The 23476-nt window shown below is 71.1% G+C and carries 17 protein-coding genes and 2 tRNA genes; 6 read left to right on the top strand and 13 right to left on the bottom strand.

Features of this window, described 5'->3' with window-relative positions; all coding sequences use genetic code 11:
* Nucleotides 1–38 precede the first annotated feature (38 nt).
* Genes BLT62_RS02745 through BLT62_RS02735 form a run of 3 tightly spaced genes read right to left on the bottom strand, consistent with a single transcriptional unit; the run spans nucleotide 39 to nucleotide 1677 of the window.
* Entirely contained in the window at nucleotides 39–545 is a 507-nt protein-coding gene (locus tag BLT62_RS02745) for a hypothetical protein (RefSeq protein ID WP_083362680.1), read from the bottom strand.
* Nucleotides 542–1330 (bottom strand): hypothetical protein, encoded by a 789-nt coding sequence (locus tag BLT62_RS02740; RefSeq protein ID WP_083362679.1) that lies wholly within the window; start codon nucleotides 1328–1330, stop codon nucleotides 542–544. The genes BLT62_RS02745 and BLT62_RS02740 overlap by 4 nt, the downstream gene beginning before the upstream one ends.
* The gene (locus BLT62_RS02735; protein ID WP_083362678.1) at nucleotides 1327–1677 is read right to left on the bottom strand and encodes a PadR family transcriptional regulator; all 351 of its coding nucleotides are present in this window, start codon (nucleotides 1675–1677) and stop codon (nucleotides 1327–1329) included. Before BLT62_RS02735 ends, BLT62_RS02740 begins: the two co-directional genes overlap by 4 nt.
* Before the next feature lie 112 nt (nucleotides 1678–1789).
* On the opposite strand from BLT62_RS02735, the gene BLT62_RS02730 reads away from it, so the two are divergent.
* Both BLT62_RS02730 and BLT62_RS02725 read left to right on the top strand, forming a co-directional pair.
* Nucleotides 1790–3145 carry a sensor histidine kinase gene (locus BLT62_RS02730; RefSeq protein WP_083362677.1) on the top strand — a complete coding sequence of 452 codons (1356 nt, stop codon included), beginning with the start codon at nucleotides 1790–1792 and terminating at the stop codon, nucleotides 3143–3145.
* A complete protein-coding gene (locus tag BLT62_RS02725; protein ID WP_083362676.1) occupies nucleotides 3138–3902 on the top strand; it encodes a response regulator in 765 nt (254 codons plus the stop codon). The genes BLT62_RS02730 and BLT62_RS02725 overlap by 8 nt, the downstream gene beginning before the upstream one ends.
* Here the strand turns inward: BLT62_RS02725 and BLT62_RS02720 are convergent.
* Nucleotides 3883–5166: an MFS transporter gene (locus BLT62_RS02720; protein WP_231919317.1), complete on the bottom strand. Its 1284-nt coding sequence runs from the start codon at nucleotides 5164–5166 to the stop codon at nucleotides 3883–3885. The two genes, BLT62_RS02725 and BLT62_RS02720, sit on opposite strands and share 20 nt — an antisense overlap.
* A 172-nt stretch (nucleotides 5167–5338) precedes the next feature.
* Here BLT62_RS02720 and BLT62_RS02715 point away from each other — a divergent pair, with 172 nt between their 5' ends.
* Nucleotides 5339–7078 (top strand): long-chain-fatty-acid--CoA ligase, encoded by a 1740-nt coding sequence (locus tag BLT62_RS02715; protein WP_083362674.1) that lies wholly within the window; start codon nucleotides 5339–5341, stop codon nucleotides 7076–7078.
* 207 nt (nucleotides 7079–7285) lie between these two features.
* Here BLT62_RS02715 and BLT62_RS02710 read toward each other — a convergent pair whose 3' ends face one another.
* Entirely contained in the window at nucleotides 7286–10225 is a 2940-nt protein-coding gene (locus BLT62_RS02710) for a DUF5107 domain-containing protein (protein ID WP_083362673.1), read from the bottom strand.
* A gap of 93 nt (nucleotides 10226–10318) precedes the next feature.
* Here BLT62_RS02710 and BLT62_RS02705 point away from each other — a divergent pair, with 93 nt between their 5' ends.
* Together BLT62_RS02705 and BLT62_RS02700 are read left to right on the top strand one after the other, a co-directional pair.
* Nucleotides 10319–11176, top strand: a complete 858-nt coding sequence (locus BLT62_RS02705) for a helix-turn-helix domain-containing protein (protein ID WP_083362672.1) — start codon at nucleotides 10319–10321, stop codon at nucleotides 11174–11176.
* A 99-nt stretch (nucleotides 11177–11275) separates the two neighbouring features.
* Complete coding sequence (locus BLT62_RS02700; protein WP_083362671.1) at nucleotides 11276–12121, top strand: aldose epimerase family protein; 846 nt, start codon at nucleotides 11276–11278, stop codon at nucleotides 12119–12121.
* A gap of 187 nt (nucleotides 12122–12308) precedes the next feature.
* Here the strand turns inward: BLT62_RS02700 and BLT62_RS02695 are convergent.
* From BLT62_RS02695 to BLT62_RS02670, 6 genes are all read right to left on the bottom strand, one after another.
* Nucleotides 12309–12382, bottom strand: a tRNA-Met gene (locus BLT62_RS02695).
* Nucleotides 12383–12409: 27 nt separating this feature from the next.
* Nucleotides 12410–12481, bottom strand: a tRNA-Thr gene (locus BLT62_RS02690).
* A gap of 79 nt (nucleotides 12482–12560) precedes the next feature.
* Nucleotides 12561–14534: a glycoside hydrolase family 13 protein gene (locus tag BLT62_RS02685; RefSeq protein ID WP_231919316.1), complete on the bottom strand. Its 1974-nt coding sequence runs from the start codon at nucleotides 14532–14534 to the stop codon at nucleotides 12561–12563.
* A 49-nt stretch (nucleotides 14535–14583) separates the two neighbouring features.
* The gene (locus BLT62_RS02680) at nucleotides 14584–15552 is read right to left on the bottom strand and encodes a sugar ABC transporter permease (RefSeq protein WP_231919315.1); all 969 of its coding nucleotides are present in this window, start codon (nucleotides 15550–15552) and stop codon (nucleotides 14584–14586) included.
* On the bottom strand, nucleotides 15552–17174 hold the full coding sequence (locus BLT62_RS02675) for an ABC transporter permease subunit (protein ID WP_083365269.1): 1623 nt from the start codon (nucleotides 17172–17174) through the stop codon (nucleotides 15552–15554). The genes BLT62_RS02680 and BLT62_RS02675 overlap by 1 nt, the downstream gene beginning before the upstream one ends.
* A gap of 88 nt (nucleotides 17175–17262) precedes the next feature.
* Nucleotides 17263–18504 (bottom strand): sugar ABC transporter substrate-binding protein, encoded by a 1242-nt coding sequence (locus tag BLT62_RS02670; protein WP_083362669.1) that lies wholly within the window; start codon nucleotides 18502–18504, stop codon nucleotides 17263–17265.
* A gap of 289 nt (nucleotides 18505–18793) precedes the next feature.
* Here BLT62_RS02670 and BLT62_RS02665 point away from each other — a divergent pair, with 289 nt between their 5' ends.
* The gene (locus tag BLT62_RS02665; RefSeq protein ID WP_083362668.1) at nucleotides 18794–20509 is read left to right on the top strand and encodes a glycoside hydrolase family 13 protein; all 1716 of its coding nucleotides are present in this window, start codon (nucleotides 18794–18796) and stop codon (nucleotides 20507–20509) included.
* 138 nt (nucleotides 20510–20647) lie between these two features.
* Here the strand turns inward: BLT62_RS02665 and BLT62_RS02660 are convergent, their stop codons facing one another.
* Both BLT62_RS02660 and BLT62_RS02655 read right to left on the bottom strand, forming a co-directional pair.
* Nucleotides 20648–21517, bottom strand: a complete 870-nt coding sequence (locus BLT62_RS02660; RefSeq protein WP_083362667.1) for an endonuclease domain-containing protein — start codon at nucleotides 21515–21517, stop codon at nucleotides 20648–20650.
* A gap of 303 nt (nucleotides 21518–21820) precedes the next feature.
* A complete protein-coding gene (locus tag BLT62_RS02655; protein ID WP_172829615.1) occupies nucleotides 21821–23359 on the bottom strand; it encodes a M23 family metallopeptidase in 1539 nt (512 codons plus the stop codon).
* Nucleotides 23360–23476 lie beyond the last annotated feature (117 nt).

The following is a 23476-nucleotide window of genomic DNA, read 5'->3' as shown; positions in this document are numbered from 1 at the left end:
CGTGAACTGGTGCGGGCTGTCCGTGTTTCCGTGTCGGGCTAGTGGTTGTTGTCGTTGCCGGTCTCGTGCAGGGCGTAGCCGTAACAGCCGGCCTGCTCCCAGCGGTACTCGGCCGCGGCGCTCTCACCGTGCAGCGCCGCGTAGACCGCGGTCGCCTCGTTCGGGCTGATCTCGGCGAGCCACCAGGGCTCGCCAGCCGGCGTGTTGCCGCGGGCCGCATCCCACCAGTCGAAGCCGGCCTCCGCCATGCAGTCGTCCTGCAACGCGGCGAACTGGGCGCGCTCCCGGTCGGTGTCGATGACGGCGCGGGAGTCGGCGGTCAACGGGTCGAGCGGGCGGTCGAGCGCCTCTTCGTAGTTGTCGATGGCCCCGTTTCCGGATGCCGCGGGCTGCTGCCCCGCATCCGGGGCGCCGGGCTGCAGCACGATGCCCACCATCGGGGTGGCCGCGGCGGTGAGCGCCAGGCCGACGACGGCGACGGCGCTCACGCCGAGGCCGGCCGCCACGAGCAGGCCGCTGACGAGGGAGCGGGGTGAGCGCGTCATCCGCCGACCGCCCCTCGGCTCACGGCGAGCGGCTCGCCCACGCGGGACGCCTGCTCCGACATGTGCGCCGATGCCCGGGCCACGGCCCGCGCGCCCCGGTCCATCTCGCGCCGGCTGGGCGCCCAGCGCACCGCCATGCCGAGGAAGAACAGGGTGAGGCCGACGATGAGGAGCTTGCCGAAGGTGTCCCAGGCGGCCGCGGAGTAGGACAGCTGTGAGCTCGTGGCGCTCGCGAACACGAGCGCTTTCGTTCCGTAGCGCACCAGGCAGTAGACGGCGACGATCATCCAGAGGGCGCCGACCCAACGGGTGCGCCGGCGGGCCATCAGGGCGAGGGCGCAGGCGCTCCCGGCCAGCGCGAGCACGGCAGAGGCGGCGCCCTGCGCGTGGAACGCGGCGTCGCCGGGGCCCGTGCTCAGCAGCACCCGCAGCACCACGCCACCGCTGGCGACGAGCACCAGCAGGGCGAGCGTGTAGGCCAGCACGGGCAGGCCGCCGCGGGCGTTGCGGCGCAGCGCGGTCGCCTCCGCGGTCTCGTGCGCGCGCAGCTGCTGGCGCCGCCAGCTCAGGTCAGCGAGGGCGCCGCCCAGCATCCGAAGCCGGATGCCGCGCTCCAGATCGCGCTCGGCGATGCCCTGCTCGGCCGCCCACGCCGCGTGCTCGTGCAGGTCGGAGGCGATCTCGTCGCGCCGCTCGGCCGCCAGCTGTTCCGGCAGGCCGCGGGTGTACCACTCGCACCAGGCGCGCACGGCGCCGGCCGCGGCAGGCACGGGGGTGACGCTCATGCGAAGGCTGCCAGGCCGCTGGGCGATGCGGCCGGGGTACCGGCCGTCGCGGCCTGATGGGCGCGGATGCCCTCGCCGCTGACCGTGTACAGCCGGCGGCGCGGGCGGCCGGCGGCCTCGGCGAGCGCGGCGTCCTCCCAGGACGCGTCGAGCAGGCCGGCATCCGTCATGCGGGCCAGCGCCTTGTAGAGCGTGCCGTGCGCGGTCAGCCCCTCGCCGTTGCGCCCGGCGAGCGCCTTGGCCAGGGCGAAGCCATAGAAGTCGCCGTCACTGCTCTGCAACGCGATCCCGCATTCGAGGATCTCGATCTCCAGGGGGAACAGTGTTCCCGGTCGTCTGCGTGCCATGGCAAAACTATAGGAAGCTATCTTCCTTTAAACAAGACCTCGGTCCAATTTCGTCGGCCTCATCCCCCGCGCGGTGGATCCCCTGCGGCATCCGCCCCGCTAGCGTGGAGCCATGAGCGAGACCACGGAGGCCGGCCAGAGCGAGGAATGGGTGCGCCCGCGCCCCAGCCGCACCGGCTACCGCAACGACCTGCTGCTGGCGCTCGCCCTCGCCGTCGGGACGACGATCACCCTGGTGTTGTTCCGGGCGACGGGCACCTTCGGCACGGCCCCCGGCTGGCAGGCGGCCATCTGGATCGTGGCCGCGACGATGCCGCTGGCCCTCCGCCGACGCTGGCCGGAGGTCGTCGCCCTCATCTCCTCGCTGGCCTTCGCCGCGGCGTACGTGTTCGAGATCGGCGAGATGCTGTTCAGCCAGATCTGCCTGTTCGTGGCGATCTACTCGGTCGGCGCTTGGGGACGCAACCGCCGGATCGCCACCATCGTGCGCGCCGTCATCGTCTCGGCCATGCTCGCCTGGGTGTTCTGGCAGCTCATCTACTACTCCGCCGTGCAGGACTACCTGCCCGAGCTGCCCCGCGAGGGCGCCCTCTCGCCCTACCTCGCCTATGGCCTCATCAACATCATCACCAACCTGCTCTACTTCGGCGGGGCCTGGTTCTTCGGCGACAGCGCGTACCGCTCCGCTCGAGCCAGGGCGCTGCTCGAGCAGCGCACGATCGAGCTCGCCGAGGAGCGGGAGCGCACCAAACAGCAGGCCCTCGCCCTCGAGCGGGTGCGGATCGCCCGCGAGCTGCACGACGTCGTCGCCCACCACGTCTCGGTGATGGGGGTGCAGGCCGGCGCCGCCCGCCGGGTGTTGGAGCGCGACCCCGCCCAAGCCAGCGCTTCGCTCAGCCTGATCGAGCAGAACGCCCGCAGCGCCGTCGACGAGCTGCACCTGCTGCTCGGCACGCTGCGCTCCGAGCAGCAGGAGACGGGCCCGGTGCCCGCCCAGAGCAGCAGCACGCGCGGCATCGAACAGCTCGCCGAGCTGGTGGCGGATGCCGCGGGCGGCGGCCTCCCCGTGGAGCTCAGCATCATCGGCGAGCCGCGGGCCGTGCCCGGCGGGGTGAGCCTCGGCGTCTACCGGGTGGCGCAAGAGGCGCTCACCAATGCGCGCAAGCACGGCGGCGGCGGCGCCCGCGCCGACCTCCGCGTGCGCTACCTGGCCGATGCCGTTGAGCTCGAGGTGAGCGACAGCGGCGTCGGCGCGAGCGCCCGCGGCGGGGCGGCGCGCGCCACCAACAGTTCCAGCGGCTCCGGGCTCGGCCACGTCGGCATGCGCGAGCGCGTCGCGGCCGTCGGCGGCAGCATCGAGATCGGCCCCCGCGCCCGCGGCGGCTACCTGGTGCGTGCCCGGTTCCCGATCGCGCCGGTCGCGGCCGACACCCACTCCCCCTTGATCGAGAGCACTCCGCATGACTGAGCCGCATCCGCCCGCCCCGATCCGGGTACTGCTCGTGGACGACCAGGAGCTGGTGCGCGCCGGCTTCCGCATCATCCTGGAGTCCGAGCCCGGCATCACGGTCGTCGGCGAGGCCGGCAACGGCGAGCAGGCGGTGGCGGCGGCCCGCGCCCTCGCGCCAGACGTCATCTGCATGGACGTGCAGATGCCCGGCATGGACGGCCTCGAGGCCACCCGGCTGATCACGGCCGACCCGGCGCTCGGCGCGAGCGTGCTCATGCTCACCACCTTCAACCGCGAGGACTACCTGTTCACCGCGCTGCAGAGCGGCGCCAGCGGCTTCCTGCTCAAGAACGCCTCCCCGGAGGACCTGGTCAACGCCGTGCAGGTGCTGGCCCGCGGCGACGCGCTGCTCTCGCCGGATGTCACCCGCCAGGTGATCGCGGCGGCCACCGCCCCGACGCCTCCGCCGGCGGCTGAGCACACCCCTCCGCCGGTTGAGCCCCCTTCTCCGCTGATTGAGCCTGTCGAAATCCCCGCGCCTGGGCGCGGCACCCCGGCATCCGCCCAACTGGCCAGCCTCACCGACCGGGAGGCGGAGGTGCTGCAGTTGCTGGCCGTCGGGCTCTCCAACGCCGAGATCGCGGCCCGGCTCTTCGTCGGCGAGGCGACGGTCAAGTCGCACGTCTCGAAGGTGCTGATGAAGCTCGGCCTGCGCGATCGGATCCAGGCCGTGATCTTCGCCTACGAGCAGGGGCTCATGGCGTCTCGGGCGTGAGCCCGTCGACGGCGGCCGGCTCGTCGCCGTCGCGGGCGCTGTCGGCCGGCGCGTTCTGTCGCCGGCTCGCCACGAGGAACGGCAGCGCGATCAGCTCGATCAGCCCGCCGAGCGCCAGCGACGCGGGGTAGCCGTAGATGTCGGCGGCCCGGCCGAGCACCGGCTGCACCACGATCCCGCCGCTGGAGCCCATCAGCGAGGCGAAGCTCAACACCGTCGCGCGCTGCTTCGACGGGATCATGTCGTTCAGATAGGCCTGCTGCACCGGCATGGCTGCCGCGGCGACCATCGCCCACACCGCGAGGAGCAGCAGGGCCACCCAGAACACCTTGGTGATGCCGAGCACCACCAGGATGCCGGCGCTCACCGACACGCTCGCGATCAGCACGCTGCTGCGCTTGCGGAAGAGCAGACGGATGCGCGGGGCCAGCCAGCCGCCGAGCACCTGCGAGCCGGCGACGATCGCCGCCGCGAGCCCGGCGATCGAGTACGCCTTCGGGTCGCCGAACAGGTCGAGCAGGAACGGCTGCAGCGCGTAGAAGACGTAGATCCCGACGCCGGCGGTGAACGGCGCGGCCAGCATCACGTAGCGCACCGGTGGGTTCTTGAGGCCGTTGTCGATGGATGCCGTGAGCACCCCCTTGGTGGCCTGCACCGGGTGCCGCGAGCGCTCCGGGGTGAAGCCGACATCCCGCATCACCCAGAATGCGACCCCGAACATGACCATGAGCACGCCGACTCGGATCAGGAATGGGACGCCGAGGTTCGTCGCCTGGGCGATGACGCCGCCGGCGACGGAACCGACGAGCATCGCCACCCCGGAGATCATCTGGGCGCGGCCGAACACCCCCTCGAGCCCGCCCTCGTAGCCGGAGAAGCGCATCGCGTCGACCAGCCAGGCCTCGACGGCGCCGGAGAAGAAGGTGAAGCCGAGTCCGAGCAGGATCGAGACGATCGCCCACGCCCAGAACGGCGAGTGGTAGAGCCAGAGCAGGTAGTAGAGGAACGTCGAGCCGGCGAGCGTGATGGTGCCGAGCAGGAAGGAGGTGCGGCGCCCCCAGCCGTCGGCGACGACGCCGGTGGGGATCTCGAACAGCACCATGCCGAGTGTGAAGAAGGCGTTGGCGGCGAAGGCCTCGAAACTGCTGAGCCCGGCATCCAGCAGGAACAGGGTGTTCACGCCCCAGATGAACGACGCCGCCAGCGTGTTGCCCAGTGTGAGGGTGAGGTAGATCCGCTGAATGCGGCGAGCTGCGGCGTTCACGCTGCCCATGTTCCTCTGCAATGTGTGCGTGCGCCAGTGCAATTGTCCGTGCCCACGTTTCGGTTCCCGGGCCCGAGCGCGCACAGGCGGAGGAGCCCCTGCGATGGGCGTTTCCCCCGTTGTGCTGGCAGACTGTTCGCATGATACAGCCGCGCCCGAACCGAATCGCCCGATGAGCGTCTTCGCCGCAAAGCCGTGGCTCGGCTCGTACTCGCCGGAAGTTCCGCACCTGATCGACGTGCCAGAAGACTCGCTCATCGACGTGATCGAAGAATCGGTGCGGCGCTACCCGGGCCACACGGCGCTGGAGTTCTTCGGCGCGACGACGAGCTACCGGGAGCTCGGCGAGGCCATCGACCGGGCTGCGGAGGGACTGCGCGCCCTCGGGGTGAAGGCCGGCGAGCGCGTCGCCCTCGTGCTGCCCAACTGCCCGCAACACCTGGTGGCGTTCTACGCCGCGCTGCGCCTCGGCGCGATCGTCGTCGAGCACAACCCGCTGTACACGCCGCGGGAGCTGCGCCACCAGTTCGAGGACCACGGCGCGAAGACCGCCATCGTCTGGGACAAGCTCGCCGCCACCGTCGCCGACTTCCCGGCCGAGATGGGTGTCGAGACGATCGTCGCCGTCGACGTGACCCGCGCGATGCCGCTCGGCATGCGGGTCAAGCTGCGCCTGCCGGTGGCCGCCGCGCGGGCCGGCCGCGAGAAGCTGACGCTCGGGCATCCGGCCCCCGGCGCCGTCGACTGGGCCAGCCTGCTCAAGCACGCGCCAATCGCCGCCGAGCACCCGCGCCCGCTGGCCGACGACACCGCCCTGCTGCAGTACACCAGCGGCACGACCGGCACCCCGAAGGGCGCCGTGCTCAGCCACCGCAACCTGATTGTGAACTCGATGCAGGGCCAGGCCTGGCTGCCCGGGCCGAAGCCCGGCGCCGAGGTGTTCTACGGCGTGCTGCCGATGTTCCACGCCTTCGGACTGACGCTCTGCATCACGTCGGCGATGAGCATGGGCGCGCGCCTGGTGCTGTTCCCCGCGTTCGACCCCGAGCTCGTGCTGGCCGCGGCCAGGAAGAACCCGCCGACGTTCCTGCCCGCCGTGCCGCCGGTCTACGACCGCATGCTGACGGCGGCGGATGCCGCGGGCGTGAGCCTCGGCAGCATCCGCTTCGCTATCTCCGGTGCGATGGCGCTGCCGCCCGCGCTCGTGGAGCGCTGGGAGGCCGGCACCGACAGCCTGCTGGTGGAGGGCTACGGCATGACCGAGTCCTCGCCGATCATCTCGGTGAACCCGGTCGCCGCCAACCGCCGGGCCGGCACCGTCGGCCTGCCGCTGCCGAACATCGAGATCCGCGTCGTCGACCCGGAGCAGCCGCACGTGCACCGCGGCTTCGACGAGGCCGGCGAGCTGCTGGTGCGCGGCCCGCAGGTGTTCTCCGGCTACTGGAACCGGCCGAGCGACAGCGCAGAGGTGCTGTTGGCGGCGAGCGTCGTCGAGGGCGACGCGGCCGCGGCGGATGCCGGCCTCTGGCTGCGTACCGGCGACATCGTCACGGTGTCTCCCGACGGCTTCATCTCGATCGTGGACCGCGCCAAGGAGCTGATCGTCACCGGCGGCTTCAACGTCTCGCCGACCGAGGTGGAGGCGGCGCTGCTGCAGCACCCGGACGTGCTCGACATCGCCGTGGTCGGCGCCCCGGACGCCGATGGCGCCGAGGTCGTCACGGCCGCCGTGGTGCTGGCGCCCGGCGTTGCGCTGGACGCCGACGAGTTGCGCACCTTCGCGAAGGGCTCGCTCACGCCGTACAAGGTGCCGCGCCGCTTCGTGCAGGTGGATGAGCTGCCCCGCTCGCTGATCGGCAAGGTGTTGCGCCGCCAGGTGCAGCAGCAGATCGCCCCGCGCCCCGGCAGCTGAGCGACGCGCCCGCCACTCCCCCACCCCGCCCCCACGCCGGCTGAGCGAGGCACGAGCGAAGCCCTGACAGCACCAGACCGCCCACACCGCTGGTCGAGTAGGCCTGCCAGGGCCGTATCGAGACCCCGCAACCGGTCTCGATACGCTCGTTCCTCGCTACTCGACCAGCGGGATTCCCGAGCAAGTGGGACTCCCGAGCCAGCGGGCTCAGCCGTCGACGCGGGTGAAGAGCAGCAGGTCGGGCAGCGAGGTGGCGAAGTAGTCGATGCCGCCGTCGACGCTCTCGGCCTGCGGCCCCTGCACGTCTGGCCGCGCCTCGCCGAGCGAGGCCGGCGGCGTGCCGAGCGGCATCCCGAGCGCGGCGCGCGCCCGATCCCAGGCGGCCAGGCTGCGCCCCTCCCCACCCTCCCACGGGCTGAACGGTCGCGACTCCAGCAGCGCCAGCGCCTCGGCCGGCCGGCCGAGCTCGGTCAGCAGCTCCGCGTACTCGACGGCGAGGTCGTCGCGCGAGGTGGCCGCCAGCGGGATCCGCGCCAGCCGCTCGGCCGGCGGCACCGCAAGGCGCTTCAGCAGCTGGTCGGACTCGTACCAGAGACGGGCATCGCCGGGGCGGAGCGCGATGGCCCGCTCGTAGTACGCGCGTGCCCGCTCCCCGTCGCCGCGGCGGTTGAACCAGGCGATGGCCGCGTTGCGCAGCACGGTCGCATCCTCTGAGCCGAGTTCGAGGGCGTATTCCCACTGCTCGAGGGCGTCATCGTGCCTGCGGTGGTGGAAGAGCAGCATGCCGAGCAGGGCGCGGGCCTGGACGTCATCCGGGTTCGCCTGCAGCGCCGCCTGCAGCGCATCGTGGTGGTCGAGCAGGCTGGGGAAGGTGCGCACGGCGTCGGCGCCGGATGCCTCGATCCGCACGCGGCCGGCCCGCTCCGCGTCACCGGCCCGCTCCAGCACCGCGGCGAGCGTGTACAGCGCGAGCGGCCGAACGTTGCCCGCGGCCGTCGCCGGCATCGACGCCGCATCCTCGAGCAGGGCCACCGCCTCCGCGAACGCCCCGAAGGAGGCCAGGTCGACGGCCACATCCACACGGCTCGCCGCGTCGGCGCTCAGTGGGGCGCCGCCATCGGCCTCCCCGGCCAGGGCGCGGGAGAGCTGGTCCAGCGGGTCCAGCGCCCGGGTCGCGGCCAGCAGCTCCGCGGCCTCGCCGGACCGCCCGACGCGGCGCAGCAGCACGACGAGCAGCGCCCGGGTGCGCAGGTCGTCGGCGTCCAGCCGCAGGGCGCGCGCGGCGTGCTCCAGGGCGCGGTCGTCGCGCCCCGCCGCCGCATCGAGCCGGGCGCACTCGAACTCGGCCGGTTGCGCCCACTTCCTGTCCCAGACGGCCTTGGCGAAGGCGTCGTAGGCCTCGGCGGTCTCGCCGAGGCGGCGCAGCACCTGGCCGAGCCGGTAAGACGCCTCACCGGAGTCGGGGTTGAGGTTGCGCGCAGTCAGCCGCCCCATCGCGCTCCGCGCGTACTCGTGTGCGGTCTCGTAGTCGGCGCCGTCGTAGGCGTGCCTGGCCATGGCCAGGTTGCTGCGCACGTCGTCGGGGTCGCGGCGCAGCGCCTCGCGCCAGTAGTCGGTGGCGGCCCGGGTGGGGTGCCGGTACTGGGCCAGGTGCACGCCCGTCGCGTACAGCTCGTCCAGCGAGTCGATCTCGGCCGGCAGCGGGGCGGCGACCGCCGTCTCCGGCTCCGGCTGCGGGGCCTCCACGCGCGGCCGCCAGCGCAGCGCGCCGACGACGTCGAGGGTGAGTTCGTCCGCGCGGACCTCCCCGGGCACCTCCACCACTGCGGTGAAGGGCGTCTCGGGTGCGAGGGGCACCGCCCAGTCGCCGAGTGTGGCGCCCGCGGCATCCGTCAACAGGATGCGCTGCTCGCCGCGCTCCCCCGTGGCGGCAACGCCCACGCGCACCAGCGTGCCGCCTGCGGCCGCCTGCACGCTCAGGTGCACGGCGCAGTCGAGGTTCGCCTGGTGCACGACGCCGATCGAGCGGATCGGGTACCAGTACTGCGAGAACGTCTTCGTCTCGCCGGGGGCGATGAACGTGAAGTCGGGCTGGTTGTCGGTGAAGACGCCGGCCATCAGCTCGATGTACGGCCCGTCTTCGTCGGTCAGCAGCGCGTCCCAGGCGCGGCCGAACGGGGCATCGCCCCACGTCCACAGCTTCTTGCCCGGCGCGACGCGGCGATCGGCCCAGTGCACGAAGCCGGCCTGCGCGTCGTGGTCGTAGCCGCCGAAGAAGTCGTCCTGGGTGCCGGTGACCATGTAGCTCGTCGGAACCGGGATGTTCTTGTAGAAGTCGATCCGGTCGCCGCCGGTCGCCGCGTGCTCGGTGTAGTCGTGGCCGTAGTAGGGCCGGTCGGCCGCGGGGAAGGCGGTGATCGCGCGGCGCGCGTGGTCGGCGACCCACTGCACATCGGTCGGGAAGAAGGACTGGTAGTTGTCGTGCACCCGGGCGGCGACGTTGGCCCACCAGAGGAACGTCTCGGTCTCGCTGGTGCGGTTGTGCAGCCGGGCGACGAGCTCGATCAGGGCGCTGTCCGGGCGCAGGCGGATGCCGTGCATGCCCTTCATCCGGCTGAACGGGTCGTGGTCGGAGCACCACACCGTGACGGAGCCGTCGGCGCCGTACTCGATCTCGGTGTCGACGGGCAGGTAGGTCGCCGGCCGGTGGTGCTGCGGCCAGTTGAACTCGACGCCGCCGCTGATCCACGGCCCGGCCAGGCCGACCAGGGCCGGCTTGATGACGTTGTTGCGGTAGAAGAAGTCGTAGTCGGCGCTCTTGTCGTAGCCGATGTGGATCCGCCCGCCGAGCTCCGGCAGCACGACGAGGCGCAGCCACTTGTTCTCCAGGTGGATGGCGTCCCAGCTGCGGGTGTGCGCGGTCGTCTCGATCGAGTCGGTGAACGGGATCGGGTACACGCGCCCGCTCGAGCCCTGGTACACCCGGTGCTCGAAGAACATCGGGTAGCGGTCGGGCTCGCCGGCGGCGTAGCTCCTGATCTCCAGCGGCTCGCGCCAGGCGGTGGCCCCGCCGGCCGCGACGCGCTCCGCGTGTTCGCCCGCGGCGTCGGGGAGGATGATCTTGTTCTGGCCTGACTCGGTGCTCATGGTCCAAGGCTAGGAAGCGCCCGGCGGCCGCAGAATGGGCGATCCGCTGGCACATATGGAGAAAACGCTGGAAATCTCTGTGAGACTGGGCCCATGGTTCGGGATGGGTTCACGCGGCAGCGGCTGGCCGTCCTCCCGCGCCCCCTCGCCCTCGAGGCCGCCGCACTCCCGCTCACCGGCGCGCTGCAGGTGACGGATGCCGGCTGGTTCCCGCGCGCGGCCGGGCACCAGCGTTCCCGCGAGCACGGCAGCGCGGAGTCGATTCTGCTGCTCTGCACCGAGGGCAGCGGCTGGGTGGAGCTGGCTGGGGTGAGGCAGGAGGTGCGCGCGCCCGCCGTCGCGCTGATCCCGGCCGGCGCGCCGCACCGCTACGGCGCCTCCACGGGCACCCCATGGACGATTTGGTGGCTGCACCTGCGTGGCTCGCTGTCTGCCGAGCTGTTCGCGGAGGCCGGCGTCGGCGTGACGGGCCTCGCGGATGCCGGCCAGGGCGCCGAGCTGGCCGCACTCGCCGAGCAGATCGTCACCGCCCTGGAGCGGGACCCGTCCAGGGCCCACCTGGTGCGCGCATCCGGGCTCGCCTGGAACCTGCTCACGCTGCTGGCCTCCCGCACGGGCGAGGCGGGCGGGGACGACCCGGTGCAGCGCACCATGGGCTACTTGGCCGAGCGCCTGGACCGCCCGGTCGGGGTCGAGGAGCTCGCCCGGCACGCCCGGGTCTCCCCGTCGCACCTCGGCGCCCTGTTCCGGGCGGCGACCGGCGGCGGGGTGATCGCCTACCACTCGACGTTGCGCATGGCCAGGGCCCGGCAGCTGCTCGACGGCACGGACCTGCCGATCGCGGCGGTCGCCCGCGCGACCGGGTACGCCGACCCGCTCTACTTCTCGCGGCAGTTCAGCGCCACCCACGGCGTGAGCCCGCGCGGCTATCGCGCCCAGCACAAGGGCTGAGCGCGGCGCCGTCTCCACTGCTGGACCCTGGTGAAACCACCCGCGCCAGCCGGCCGCACCCACGCCCTATGCTCGGACGATGCGGAAAGCCCTCCCCCTGTGAGCGACATCGAGCTCGTCGGCGTCGGCGTCCGCCTCACCATCCGCCCGGAGCGCGGCGGCAAGATCCTCTCGCTGCACGGCGCCGGGCGGCAGTGGCTGGCCCCGGGCGACGACGCCCGGTCGGCCGAGTCCGACAGCTTCACCGCCGCCGAGATGGGCGGCTGGGACGAGTGCGCCCCCACCATCGACGCCTGCGCGGTCGGCGGGCTGCTCGCCCCGGACCACGGCGACGTCTGGGCCCGGGAGTGGGCGGTCGAGCGCGTCGACGCCTCCAGCGCGCTGCTCTCGGTGCGGAGCGAGGCGTGCGGGTTCTGGCTGCGCCGCGAGATCGTGCTCGGACGGGCGCAGGGTGCGCCCGTCCAGATCCGTTACACCGCAGAGTCCCTGGGCCGCCGGGTGCCGTTCCTCTGGGCGGCGCATCCGCAGTTCCTGGCCGAAGCGGGCAGCCGCGTCATCCTGCCGCCCGAAGTCGGCGCTGTCGTCGACGTGCTCGACCCCACGCACCCGGTCGGGCCCTGGTCGCCCGCGCTGGCCGGGCTCGACAGCCTTGAGCCGGGCGGATGCCGCAAGCTCTACGTCGAGCCGGGAACGCCGGTGCAGACGGCGGCCCTGCGGCACGCCGACGGGTCGGAGCTGCGCCTCGACTGGGACGAGCGCGCCCCCTACCTCGGCCTGTGGTTCGACAACCGGGCGTACAGCAGAGAGCCGGTGATCGCGCTGGAGCCCAGCACCGGCTACTTCGACGCGCTGGACCGGGCCGTCGGGCACGGCAGCGCGCTCTGGCTGGAGCCCGGCAGGCCGGTCGCTTGGGAGCTGGCCCTCACGCTCAGCGCGGCGCGGTAGCCCGAGCCGGGAGGCGCTCTGCGCCACTTCGGCGGCCTCCGCGCCACATGGTGTGGCGCAACCCCCGACGAAGTGGCGCAGGGGGCGCAGGGCGCGCGGGGCGCGGCGGCGGCGCCCCGGCATCCAGGCAAAGAAAAAGCTCCAAGACGGCGAGATCTTGGAGCTTTAAAGGTGGGCATCGGCCCTGTAGCTGAGGCGGGGATCGATCCCGCGACCTCACGATTATGAGTCGTGCGCTCTAACCATCTGAGCTACTCAGCCGTGGGCTCTATGTGAACACAAAGCCAGGGCCCCGACCGGGATTTGAACCCGGGACCCCTTCCTTACCATGGAAGTGCTCTACCACTGAGCTATCGGGGCGAAACCATGTTCTCCGTGAAGCTCACGGTGAATTTGGCAACCAGTAGAGATTATCAAAAGATTTGGGCCCTCGTGACCACTACGGCATTTTCACGCCGGAAAATGCCCACGCGGCGAAGCTCGGGCCGTGTGCGCTGAGCCGGATTTCGCCGTCGGATTCCGCCAGCTGCACGCCGGGCGCACCGGCAACTTCCGCGCCAAACAAGGGCTGCAGGCCCATCGCGCCGCCCGCCGCGAGACCGAGGGCGGCGACGGGAATCGTCACGGAAAAGTCGCCACGCCCGGCCGTCACGAGCACAGAATTTTCTTCCGACTCGCGCACGAACACCAGCACGTCGTCGCCGACGTGCAGCCAGCGCATGCCGCCGCCGTTCAGCGCCGGCTGGCCGCGGCGCAGCGCGATCAGCTCGGCGTAGAGGCGGGCGGTGTCCTGGGCGAGCGCCGCGGCAGCCACGGCCCGGTCCTGCTCCAGCAGCGGCCACGGGATGGGCGTACGCGAGGCCTCGCCGTCGACGCCGGTCAGGCCGAACTCGTCGCCGGCGAAGACCACGGGGATGCCGGGCAGCGTCACCGAGAGTCCGAGCGCGACGGGCACGGCGCCCGGCAGCGCGCTGGTGGCAAAGCGCGGGGTGTCGTGGGTGTTCAGCGCGTTCAGCGTGCCGAGGCGGGTGCGCCACGGGAAGCCGGCGACGAAGCGGGTGTGCGCCGCGTGGAACTGCCGCCCGGTGTAGCTGGGCACCCGATTCCCGGCGAAGCCGATGCCGCCGGCCGCCTCGCTGCCCGGCCGCATCAGCCAGCTCCACAGGGGCCGGGTGAACGTCGTGTAGGTCATCGCGCCGTGCCAGGCGTCGCCCTGGAAGTCGCTGGCGGCGTCGTTGGTCGACTCCCCCAGCAGGATCGTGTCCGGGTTGACCTCGACCATCGTGCGCCGGATCGTCTGGCGCACCTCGGCGTTCAGGTCCTCCGCGCCGAGCCGCCCGGTCATGTTGGCGACGTCGATGCGCCAGCCGTCGAGATTGAACGGTGGCTTCAGCCAGCGGGCGACGACCGAGTCCGACCCCTCGATGAAGCGGCGGCGCAGCTCCGCGGACGCCCAGTTGAACTTCGGCAGGCTGGGCACGCCGAGCCAGGACTCGTAGCCGTCGTTGGCGGCGTCCTTCCAGTAGTAGAAGTCACTCTCGGGCGACTCCGGGTGGTGGTGCGCCGCCAGGAACCACTCGTGCGCGTCGCCGGAGTGGTTGCTGGTGAGGTCGCCGATGACGCGGATGCCGCGGGCGTGCGCCGCCTCCACGAGCCGCACGAGGGCCTCGTCGCCGCCGAGCAGCGGGTCGACGGCGTCGAAGTTGGTGGCGTCGTAGCGGTGGTTGGAGCGGCCGGCGAAGACGGGCGTCAGGTAGAGCAGCGTGACGCCGAGGTCCGCCAGGTGGCCGAGGCGCTCGGTGACGCCGTCGAGGTCGCCGCCGTAGAACTGGGTGGAGCGTGCGGGCGGTTCCGGATCGACGGGGTCGCCCCAGGTGGCGGCGATCGCCCACTCCGGCAGCTCGCGCCCGTCGGCCGCGGCCGAGCGCGCGAAGCGGTCCGGGAACACCTGGTAGAGCACGCTGGAGGCCAGCCACTCGGGCGGGGCGCCGATATCCGCCGGGCTCGCGACGAGCTTGAAGTCCTCTGCGTCGAGGGGCTCGATGTTGTGCAGGCCGGTGGCGTTCAGCCAGCGCTGGGCCGGGAGGCCGGCGCCCGCTGCGTCACCGGCGCCCGCGGCATCCGCTGCCGGCCCGGTCAGCAGGAAGCGGTACCCGTGCACCGGGTTCTCGACCTCGACCTCGGCCTGCCACCAGGCCCAGCCGCCGTGCTCGCCGAGCAGCACGGCCGGGGCGAAGCGCGGTTCATGGTTCGGGTTGGAGCGCACGCTGACGGCCTCGAGCGCGGCCAGGCCGAGCCCGGCCGGCCCCGCCTCCCCCGCGGGCACCCGCAGCCGCACCCGCACGGTCTCACCGAGCGCTGGCGTCTGGGTCGAGACGTGGAGTGGGGATCCGTCGTGGTGGGGTGCGAGCATGAAACCCATTCTCCGTCTCGTGCGGTGCGGCGTGGGGCGGCGGTACGGCCTACTTGACCGAGCCCGCGGTCAGCCCGCCGACGATGTACTTCTGCAGGAACAGGAACACCGCCATGACCGGCAGGGCCGCCATCACGGCGCCGGCGCTGAACGCGCTCCAGTCGGCGTAGCGCGGGTTCGAGACCAGCTTGGTGAGTCCCACGGCGAGCGTCTGGTTCTCCGGGTCGATCAGGATCACGGATGCCACCACGAACTCGTTGATCGTGGCGATGAAGCTGAGCAGCGCCACGACGGCCAGGATCGGTGCGGCCAGGCGCAGGATGATGGTGAAGAAGATGCGCGCGTGGCTGGCCCCGTCGATCTTCGCCGCCTCGTCGATGGAGGCCGGGATCGTGTTGAAGAAGCCGTACATCAGGTAGGTGTTCACGCCGAGCGCGCCGCCCAGGTAGACCATGATCAGGCCGATGCGGGTGTTCAGGCCGAGGGCCGGGAACCAGTCGCCGATGCTCGACATGAGCAGGAAGATGGCCACGACGGCCAGCAGCTGCGGGAACATCTGGATGATGACGATCGACACCAGCCCGACGCGGCGGCCGGTGAACCGCATCCGCGAGAAGGAGTAGGCGGCCAGCGCCCCGAGGAACACGGTGGCCAGCGCCGTGATGCCGGCGATGATCAGGGTGTTGACGAACCAGTCCGTGTACGGGATGTCGGGGCTGGAGAGGATGCGCGCGTAGCTGTCCAGGCCGATGGCCGAGAACAGCGCGTTCGATCCGGTCAGGGTGCCCTTCGGGTTCAGCGAGGAGGAGAGCACGAACAGCAGCGGGAAGCAGGAGAAGACGATCATCACGACGCCGACGAGGTGGCGCCAGCCGGTCGCCCGGAACCAGCGGCCGGCGTTGAACGGGCGCTTCTCGTACGTGCCGTATCCGTTGAGGCCCGCGCCGGGCCCGCTGGTGATGGCGCGGGTGGACATGTCGTCGCTGTCGGCGCCCGGGGTCTTGGTCAGGGTGCTCATCAGTTGAGTTCCTCCAGCGCCTTGGTCTTGCGGAAGCTGATGATCGAGATGATCGCGACCACAATGAAGATGATGATCGTGAACGCGCTGGCCAGGCCGTAGTCACGCGTCTGGCCGGTGAAGGCCACCTTGTAGACCATCGAGATCAGGATGTCGGTGTGCCCGACCGGTATGGGCGCGCTGGAGTCGCGCGGCCCGCCGTTGGTCAACATGTAGATCAGGTTGAAGTTGTTGAAGTTGAACGCGAAGGACGCGATCAGCAGCGGCGCCAGCGAGACGAGCAGCAGCGGCAGCTTGATCAGCCGGAACACGGCCCAGGGCTTGGCCCCGTCGACCGTCGCCGCCTCTTGCAGCTCCTCGGGGATCGACTGCAGCGCCCCCGTGCAGACGAGGAACATGTAGGGGAAGCCGAGCCAGAGGTTGACGATCAGGATGGAGACCTTCGCGAGCGTCGGATCGGTGAGCCAGGGGACGGCGGCTCCGCCGAGCAGCACCTGGTTGATGAAGCCGAAGCTCTCGTTCATCATGCCGGCCCAAACCAGGGCGGACAGGAAGGACGGGAAGGCGTACGGGAGGATCATCAGAACGCGGTAGAACTTGCGGCCGCGCATGCGCATGTCGTTGAAGACAATGGCGAGGAAGAGCCCGAGGAAGAAGGTTGTCGCCACCGAGACGAGGGCGAACACGAATGTCCAGATCGTCACGTAGACGAGCGGGCCGCGGATGCTCTCGTCGGTCAGGGCGCGGACGAAGTTGTCTGCACCGACGACGACCTGCCAGCCGGGCATCAGCTGCTCGCCGTCGGCGGCCGTGAATGCGCCGGAGCCGTCATCGGTGTAGACGGTGTCGGTGCGGGTGTCGGTCATGGTGCCTGCGGCCTCGTCGTACTCGAGGTTCGAGACGTAGAGGTAGCCGCTGCTGCCGTCCGGGGTGCGCAGGGCGCCGTCGTTGGGGTCCTCGGACTCGGGCACGGCGAGGGCGGTGATCGCGTCGCTCTGCGCCAGGATCTCCTGGAAGCTCAGCGTGCTGTAGCCGTCGAGGCCGACGGCCTTGCCGCCGTCCATCTGGGCGTTGTCGACTGCGTGCAGGGGGGTCTCGGCGTTGCCGACCCGCACCGCCCCGTCGGGGTCGGTGACCAGCAGGTTCAGGGTGTCGCCCTGCTCGAGCACCGTGACGGCGAAGGTGGGCGAGTCTTCGACACGCTCGAGCGCGGAGCTCATCAGCGCGGAGACGGCCTGATCCTTGGTGCCGTTGTGGCCGGTGCCGTAGTTGGTGAAGCCGATGTAGGCCGTGTAGCCGAGCACGAAGACCTGGAAGATCAGCAGGAAGATCACGCCGGGCGTGAGGTACTTGGCGGGCAGCCGGCGCCGGCCGAGGTAGATCCAGTTGATGAGGCCCGTCGCGATGACGACGATGGCGGTGACGAGCCACTCGCGCTGCCCGATCAGGATGAAGACCGCGGTGAGCGCCAGTGCGTCGAGGATTCCGAGGGCGATGATCTTGATCAGCAGCACCTTGATGCCGGCGGACGCCAGATCGGCGATGTGGCCCGCCTGCCGTTGCCGCTTGCTGGGCTTCTCCGGGGTGGGTTCGCCGGCGTCGACGCCGACGTTGCTGGTCATGGTGCTCATTTACTGCCTGTTCTTCTCGACTGGTGGTGAGAAAAGCCGGAGCGGATGCTTATGGCATCCGCCCCGGCTCACGAGGTTGTTACTTGTTGATTGCGGCCTGCACGTCGGCGGCGAGCTTCTGCCAGGTGGCGACGGGGTCTGCACCATTGATGATGTCAGCCTCGGCGATGCCCCAGTACTGCCAGACGGAGCCCATGGCGGGGATGGCGGGCATCGGGACGGCCTGGGCACCGACGGCGGCGAAGCCGGCGATGATCGGGTCGGAGGAGGCGGTGTCGGCGGCGGACTTCAGCGCGGGGAGCACGTTGCCGGCCTTGAACAGCTCGAGCTGGACCTCTTCGGTGCCGATGTAGTTGACCAGGAAGTCGTTGGCGGCAACCTTGTTCTTCGACTCGGACGAGAGGTAGAAGCCCTTGACGCCGGCGAACGGCGAGGCGACGTCGGCGGTCGGGCTCGGGACGGTGTCGATGGCGACGTTGATGCCGCCGTCGATGGCCGCGCCGACGTTCCACGGGCCGGTCAGCCAGAAGGCCGCCTTGCCGTCGAGGAAGGCCTGCTTGGCAATCTCACCGTCGATGTCGGTGTTGAAGACGCCGGTGCCGTTCTTGCCCTGGCTGCCGAGCCAGGTGGCGAACTGCTCGCCGCCGGCGTTGCCGAGCTGCAGGTCGGTGGCGTCGTAGCCCTTGTCGTTGGTGCCGAAGACGGGGGCGCCGAAGCCGGTCTGGAACGGGTACAGGTGGTAGGGGTTGCCCTCTGCGCCCTGCTCGACGACGAAGGGCTGCTCGAGGCCGGCTGCCTTGCCCTTGGCGATCATGTCGTCGAAGTTGGCGGCGGGCTCGGGGATCAGGTCTGCGTTGCGCAGCACGGCGATGTTCTCGACGGCGTACGGCAGCAGGTAGACGGATCCGTCGTAGGTGGCGGCGTCGATCGCGATCGGCAGGTAGTTGGCGGCGCTGTCGCCGAGCTCGAGCGGGGCAACGACACCGTTGGTCGAGAGCTCGCCGGCCCAGTCGTGGGCGCCCATGGTGATGTCCGGGCCCTTGCCGGTCGGCACCTGCTGGATGAAGTCGTCCTTGATGGTGTTGTTGTCCTTGGAGACGAGCTTGACCTCGACGCCGGTCTTCTCGGTGTACGACGCTGCCGCGCCCTTGAGGGCGTCGACGCGCTCGGCGTCCACCCAGACGGTGAGCGCTCCGGCGGAGGCGCCGGGCTTGTCGCTGGTGGGGGCGTCGGAGGTTCCGCTTGCGCAGCCCGCGAGTGCCAGAGTTGCAACGACCGCGACTGCACCGGCAGCCAGGAGGCCCTTCTTCTTCACCATCATTGGTGTGTGCCTTTCTATAAGCGCTGTGAGTGGCCTCGCAGTCGCCCGGCGCACCAGTTGGTGCCCCGCTACGCCCGAGAGGCCGTTCTCTCGATGTGCTGCCTGTCGCGGTGCCGCCAACAATGCAAGCGATTACATGTATACCTGCTCGGCTCGGCATACACAAACCGCCGTGATCCGATCGTTACCTGTGGATACGCAAACTAGTCGTTCCACTCTGGGGGGCCGCTGCCGCGGTCGCGTATGTAACCGCTTCCATTTTCGGGAAATCCGGCCTAAAGTATGCGACATGACTTCAGAGTGGTGGCGCACTGCCGCGATTTACCAGATTTACCCCCGCTCGTTCGCAGACGCGAACGGCGACGGCATGGGCGACCTCGCCGGCATCAGCTCGCGGTTGCCCGCGCTGGCCGAGCTCGGCATCGACGCGATCTGGCTCTCGCCGTTCCAGACCTCGCCGCAGCGCGACGGCGGCTACGACGTGGCCGATTACTGCGACGTCGACCCGCTGTTCGGCACGCTGGCTGACTTCGACGCGATGCTGGCCGAGGCGCATGAGCGCGGCATCCGGGTCATCATCGACCTGGTCCCGAACCACTCCTCGAGCGACCACCCCTGGTTCCAGGCGGCGCTGGCGGCACCGAAGGGCAGCGCGGAGCGCGGCCGCTACCTGTTCCGCGACGGCACCGGCGAGAACGGCGAGCTGCCCCCGAACAATTGGGAGTCGGTGTTCGGCGGCCGCGCCTGGACCCGGGTGACCGAGCCGGACGGTACGCCCGGCCAGTGGTACCTGCACCTCTTCGACAGCTCGCAGCCCGACTTCGACTGGTCGAACGAGGAGGTGCGCGAGGAGTTCCGCCGCATCCTGCGCTTCTGGCTTGACCGCGGCGTCGACGGCTTCCGCGTCGATGTCGCGCACGGCCTGGTCAAGGCCGACGGCCTGCCCGACTACACCCCGCCCGCCGAGGGCGGCAGCATGGGCGGCGCGGCCGGCCTCGAGGGCCTGCTCGAGGGCGCGCTGGACGAGCTGCCGAGTGCGCCGTACTGGGCGCAGGACGGCGTGCACGAGATCTACCGCGACTGGCGCTCGCTGCTCAACGAGTACGAGGGCGACCGCATCCTCGCCGCCGAGGCGTGGGTCGACCCGCTCCCCCGCACCGCCCTGTGGGTGCGCCCGGACGAGATGCACCAGGCGTTCAACTTCGCCTACCTCGAGACGCCCTGGAAGGCCGACGCCCTCCGCAAGGTCATCGACGACTCGCTGGCGACCTTCGCCTCGGTCGGCGCCCCGAGCACCTGGGTGCTCTCCAACCACGACGTCGTGCGGCACGCCTCGCGCCTCGCGCTGACCGCCGAGAACCCGCAGGGCCACGGCATCGGCCCGAAGTCGAAGGGCCTGCCCATCGCCGAGCTCGGCCTGCGCCGCGCCCGCGCCGCGACCGCCCTCATGCTCGCCCTGCCGGGCAGCGCCTACATCTACCAGGGCGAGGAGCTCGGCCTGCCCGAGGTCATCGGCCTGCCGGACGACGCCCGTCAGGACCCGACCTGGTTCCGCACCAACGGGGAGCGCTACGGCCGCGACGGATGCCGCGTGCCACTGCCCTGGGAGGGCGACGCGCCCTCGTACGGCTTCGGCCCGAGCGACGCCTCCTGGCTGCCGCAGCCGACCGAGTGGGCGACGCTGGCCCGCGACCGGCAGAGCGGCGTCGAGGGCTCGACCCTCGAGCTCTACAAGAGCGCGCTCGCCCTGCGCAAGCAGCACGCGCTCGGCGCGGGCACGCTGGAGTGGCTGGATGCCGAGGCGCTCGGCGTCGACGGCTCCAACGCCGCTGACGTGGTCGCGTTCCGCAACGGGGCCGTGACCGTCATCGGCAACACCGGCTCGGAGCCGGTGGCACTGCCGGAGTCGCTCGGCGCCACGGTGCTGCTGGCCAGCGGGCCGCTCGGCTCCGCCGATGGCGCCCGCCTGCTGCCGGCCGACACGACCGTCTGGCTCAGCGCCTAGGCACAGCCTCAGAGAATGCAGGAGGAGAGCCCTGCCGGCCGCCCATGCGGCGTCGGCGCGGCTCTCCTCCTGCTTTCTTGCACCCGCACCCCCAGAGAGCCACAGAAGCAGCGGCTGGCGCCTGGTCCTGTGTTTCGCTCACCACACCGGGCCGCGATGCGCGCCGCGGCGCACCAGCGACAGCAGTCCGGCCTCAACGCGCTCGCGCTGCTGCATGACCATCGCGTAGCTCACCCGCACCACCAGATAGCCACGCTGGATCAGTTCCCAATCCCGCTCCCGGTCTTCCTCGAACCGCCCCTCGTGGAACCCACGCCCGTCCAGCTCTACGACCAGCCGGTCCCCGATCAGCAGGTCGACGCGGCCGACCCCGGCGATCTGTACCTGGCTGCGCAGGCGCACGCCGTGCGAGCGCATCAGTAGCCGCACAATCGTCTCGAGGCCGGACTGGCTTCCGGCATCCGCCTTGTCGACGCTCGCCCGCCGCGTTGACAGAATCAGCGCCTTCAGCTCCGGCAACTGCCAGACGCCGAGCTTGCCGCTGTTCAGCGCCGAGTCCAGAGCGACGAGGGCGGCCACCTCGTCGGAGCAGTTGAACATCTCGGCGAGAGCCCGGAGCAGCGGGTCTGCCGCGATGCTCACCCGATCGCTTCTGTAGTGCACGCAGACGCCGTGCCGTCCCGGCACCAGCCGCCCGCCGCCGCTGGGCGCCGCGAGTCGACTCGTGCTCGAGCGCACTCGCAGATGCAGGAGCGGGTCGGCGATCGTCCAGAGGCCGTAGAGGGCGGCCGCAGAGGCGCCGGTAAGCGTGCCCCCAACGCGCACGGCCCGTACCAACTCTGCCGGGGCCCCGGCGCAGGCGAACCAGCCGTTGCGCACACGAAAGACCTCGCCACGACGCAGTGCCGCGGCGACGGCTGCGCGACTGACACCGGCGCGTTCCAAGCCAGAGTAGTGGGCGACTCCTCCGAGGGAGGCAAGAACCTGAGAGACGAGGGCGATGGGCATGCCTTCATCGTCTCGACGCCGTCCGCGGCCCGACGGGCGCGTCGGCGGGCTGTGGACAGCTGCGGGGCGAACGGGCGCTGTGCACAACAGACGCGGAGCACAACAGGCGTCACCGCCGCGGCCAGGGCGGCGGCGGTGACGGCCGCGGCGAAAACACAGGAGTAGACGGGATCGGCCGCCGCATGGCGGTGCGGTCGGCGTGTGGTCCTGTTTTTCTGCGCGCGCAAAGAACACAGGAGCGGCCGCACGCGGGCACCGCTTCCGGGAGTGGCTGGCGCGTGCTCCGGTGTGTCGGAGCGGGAGCTAGTTGGTGTTGGCGTACAGCCAGTCGAGCGGGTCGGTCTTTGTGCCGTTGATGCCGCCCAGGCGGATCTCGAAGTGCAGGTGCGGGCCCGTGCTCATGCCGGTGGTGCCCGTGTTGCCGATCACGTCGCCGACCTTGATCACGTCTCCGACGCCGTACCGCATCGTTCCGTGCTGCATGTGGGCGTACACGCTGGTGATGGTCTCGCCGTTGATCTGGTGCTCGATCATCATGTGAACGCCGAGGCTGCCCTCGCCGTCCTCGGCGAGCGTCACAACGCCATCGGCGATGGACTGGATCTCGGCGCCGAGGCCCGGGTTGAAGTCCTGGCCACCGTGGTTGCTGGAGCAGCCGGCGCAGTCGCGGTAGCCGAAGCGGTCGCCGACGTGCACGCCGACGGCGAACGGCCACTGCACGGCACCGTTCGGGTTGTTGACGAAGGTGGCTTCCATCCGGATGCCGCTGGCCGCCGCAGCCTCGGCGATGGTGGCCGTCTCGTAGTCGTCGGCCTGAACGGTGATCGAGTCGGCGCCGCTGGCGATGACCGACTGGCCGGGCTCGGACTTGCTCGGCATCTTCGCGATCAGAGCGGCAGCCTTGACGTCGTCGGCCGTCAGCAGGGCCTCGGCGGGAACCGAGGTGGCCACGGCCATCAGCGCAACGAAGCCCATGGCAACCACAACGGTCGTCTTGGTCGCGACGCGGCGGGTGATCGAGCGCGCGCTGGCTCTCGGGGCGCTGGGAGCGCTCGAGGCGCGCGGCCCGGGGCGTCCGCCTGCGCTGGCGCGTCGGCGGGGAGTCAGGTCGTCGACCTGTGCGCTGCGCGCGGAGCCGGAAGGCACGGATTCGCCGGCCATGGAGCCGGCGGCCAGCGCCTCGGCGAACAGCGCGTCGACGCTCAGGGAATCGGCGGTGAGCGACTCGACACTCAGCGTGCCGACGGTGTGGTCATCGTCGCCCAGCTCGTCGTCCAGGGAATCGGCGGGCGGGGTGTCGAGGCCACCGGCGCTGAGCTCACTGGCGCCCAGGGCCGCGACGGGGCCGCGAGTGCGTGCGCCGCGACGGGAGCCGGGGTCGGCTGCAGGCGCACCGGGCACGATCGCGTCGAAGTCGACGTCTGCCGCGCGACGCGAACGGCGAAGCACGGGCGCCTCGTCCGAATCGGTCGGCGCAGCGAAGGCGGCCGGGGCCGCCGCGTTCATGAAGTCTTCGGCGGAGGCCAGCGGAGCGGGCTCGCGCGGCGGCAGCAGGAGCGAGCTGAGCAGATCGGAGTAGGACTCCGCGGTGTGCGCCTCGGGCTGCGGGATGGTCGGGAGGATCGCTGTGCGCGTGGGCACCTCATCGGCGACCGGAGCGACGGCGATCGGCAGAACGGCCGTGGCCGGCTCCTGCGAACCGTTCGCGGCGAGCTCCAGGGCCCGCTCGCGCTCGCGCATTTCGCGACGAGTCAACGGCTGCGCGGGCGCCCCGGCTTCCGGCGTCGCCAAGCCAGCTGTGCCGGAGGCGGGGGCATCCGGGGCAGTATGTTCAGCAGGCAAGTGGGGGACTCTCGGCGAGGTGGGCGGGAAGCATTACGAGGTGATCACCTTGGGCTCACCCAGGTAACGAATTCATAAAGGCTAACCTCCTGCGTCTGAAAAGGCTATGCAGGTCTA

Origin of the sequence: Microterricola viridarii, assembly GCF_900104895.1 — a bacterium.
Classification (GTDB): Bacteria; Actinomycetota; Actinomycetes; order Actinomycetales; family Microbacteriaceae; genus Microterricola; species Microterricola viridarii.
Note: the sequence above shows the minus strand (reverse complement) of the source record. Positions and strands in the feature narration are given on the sequence as shown.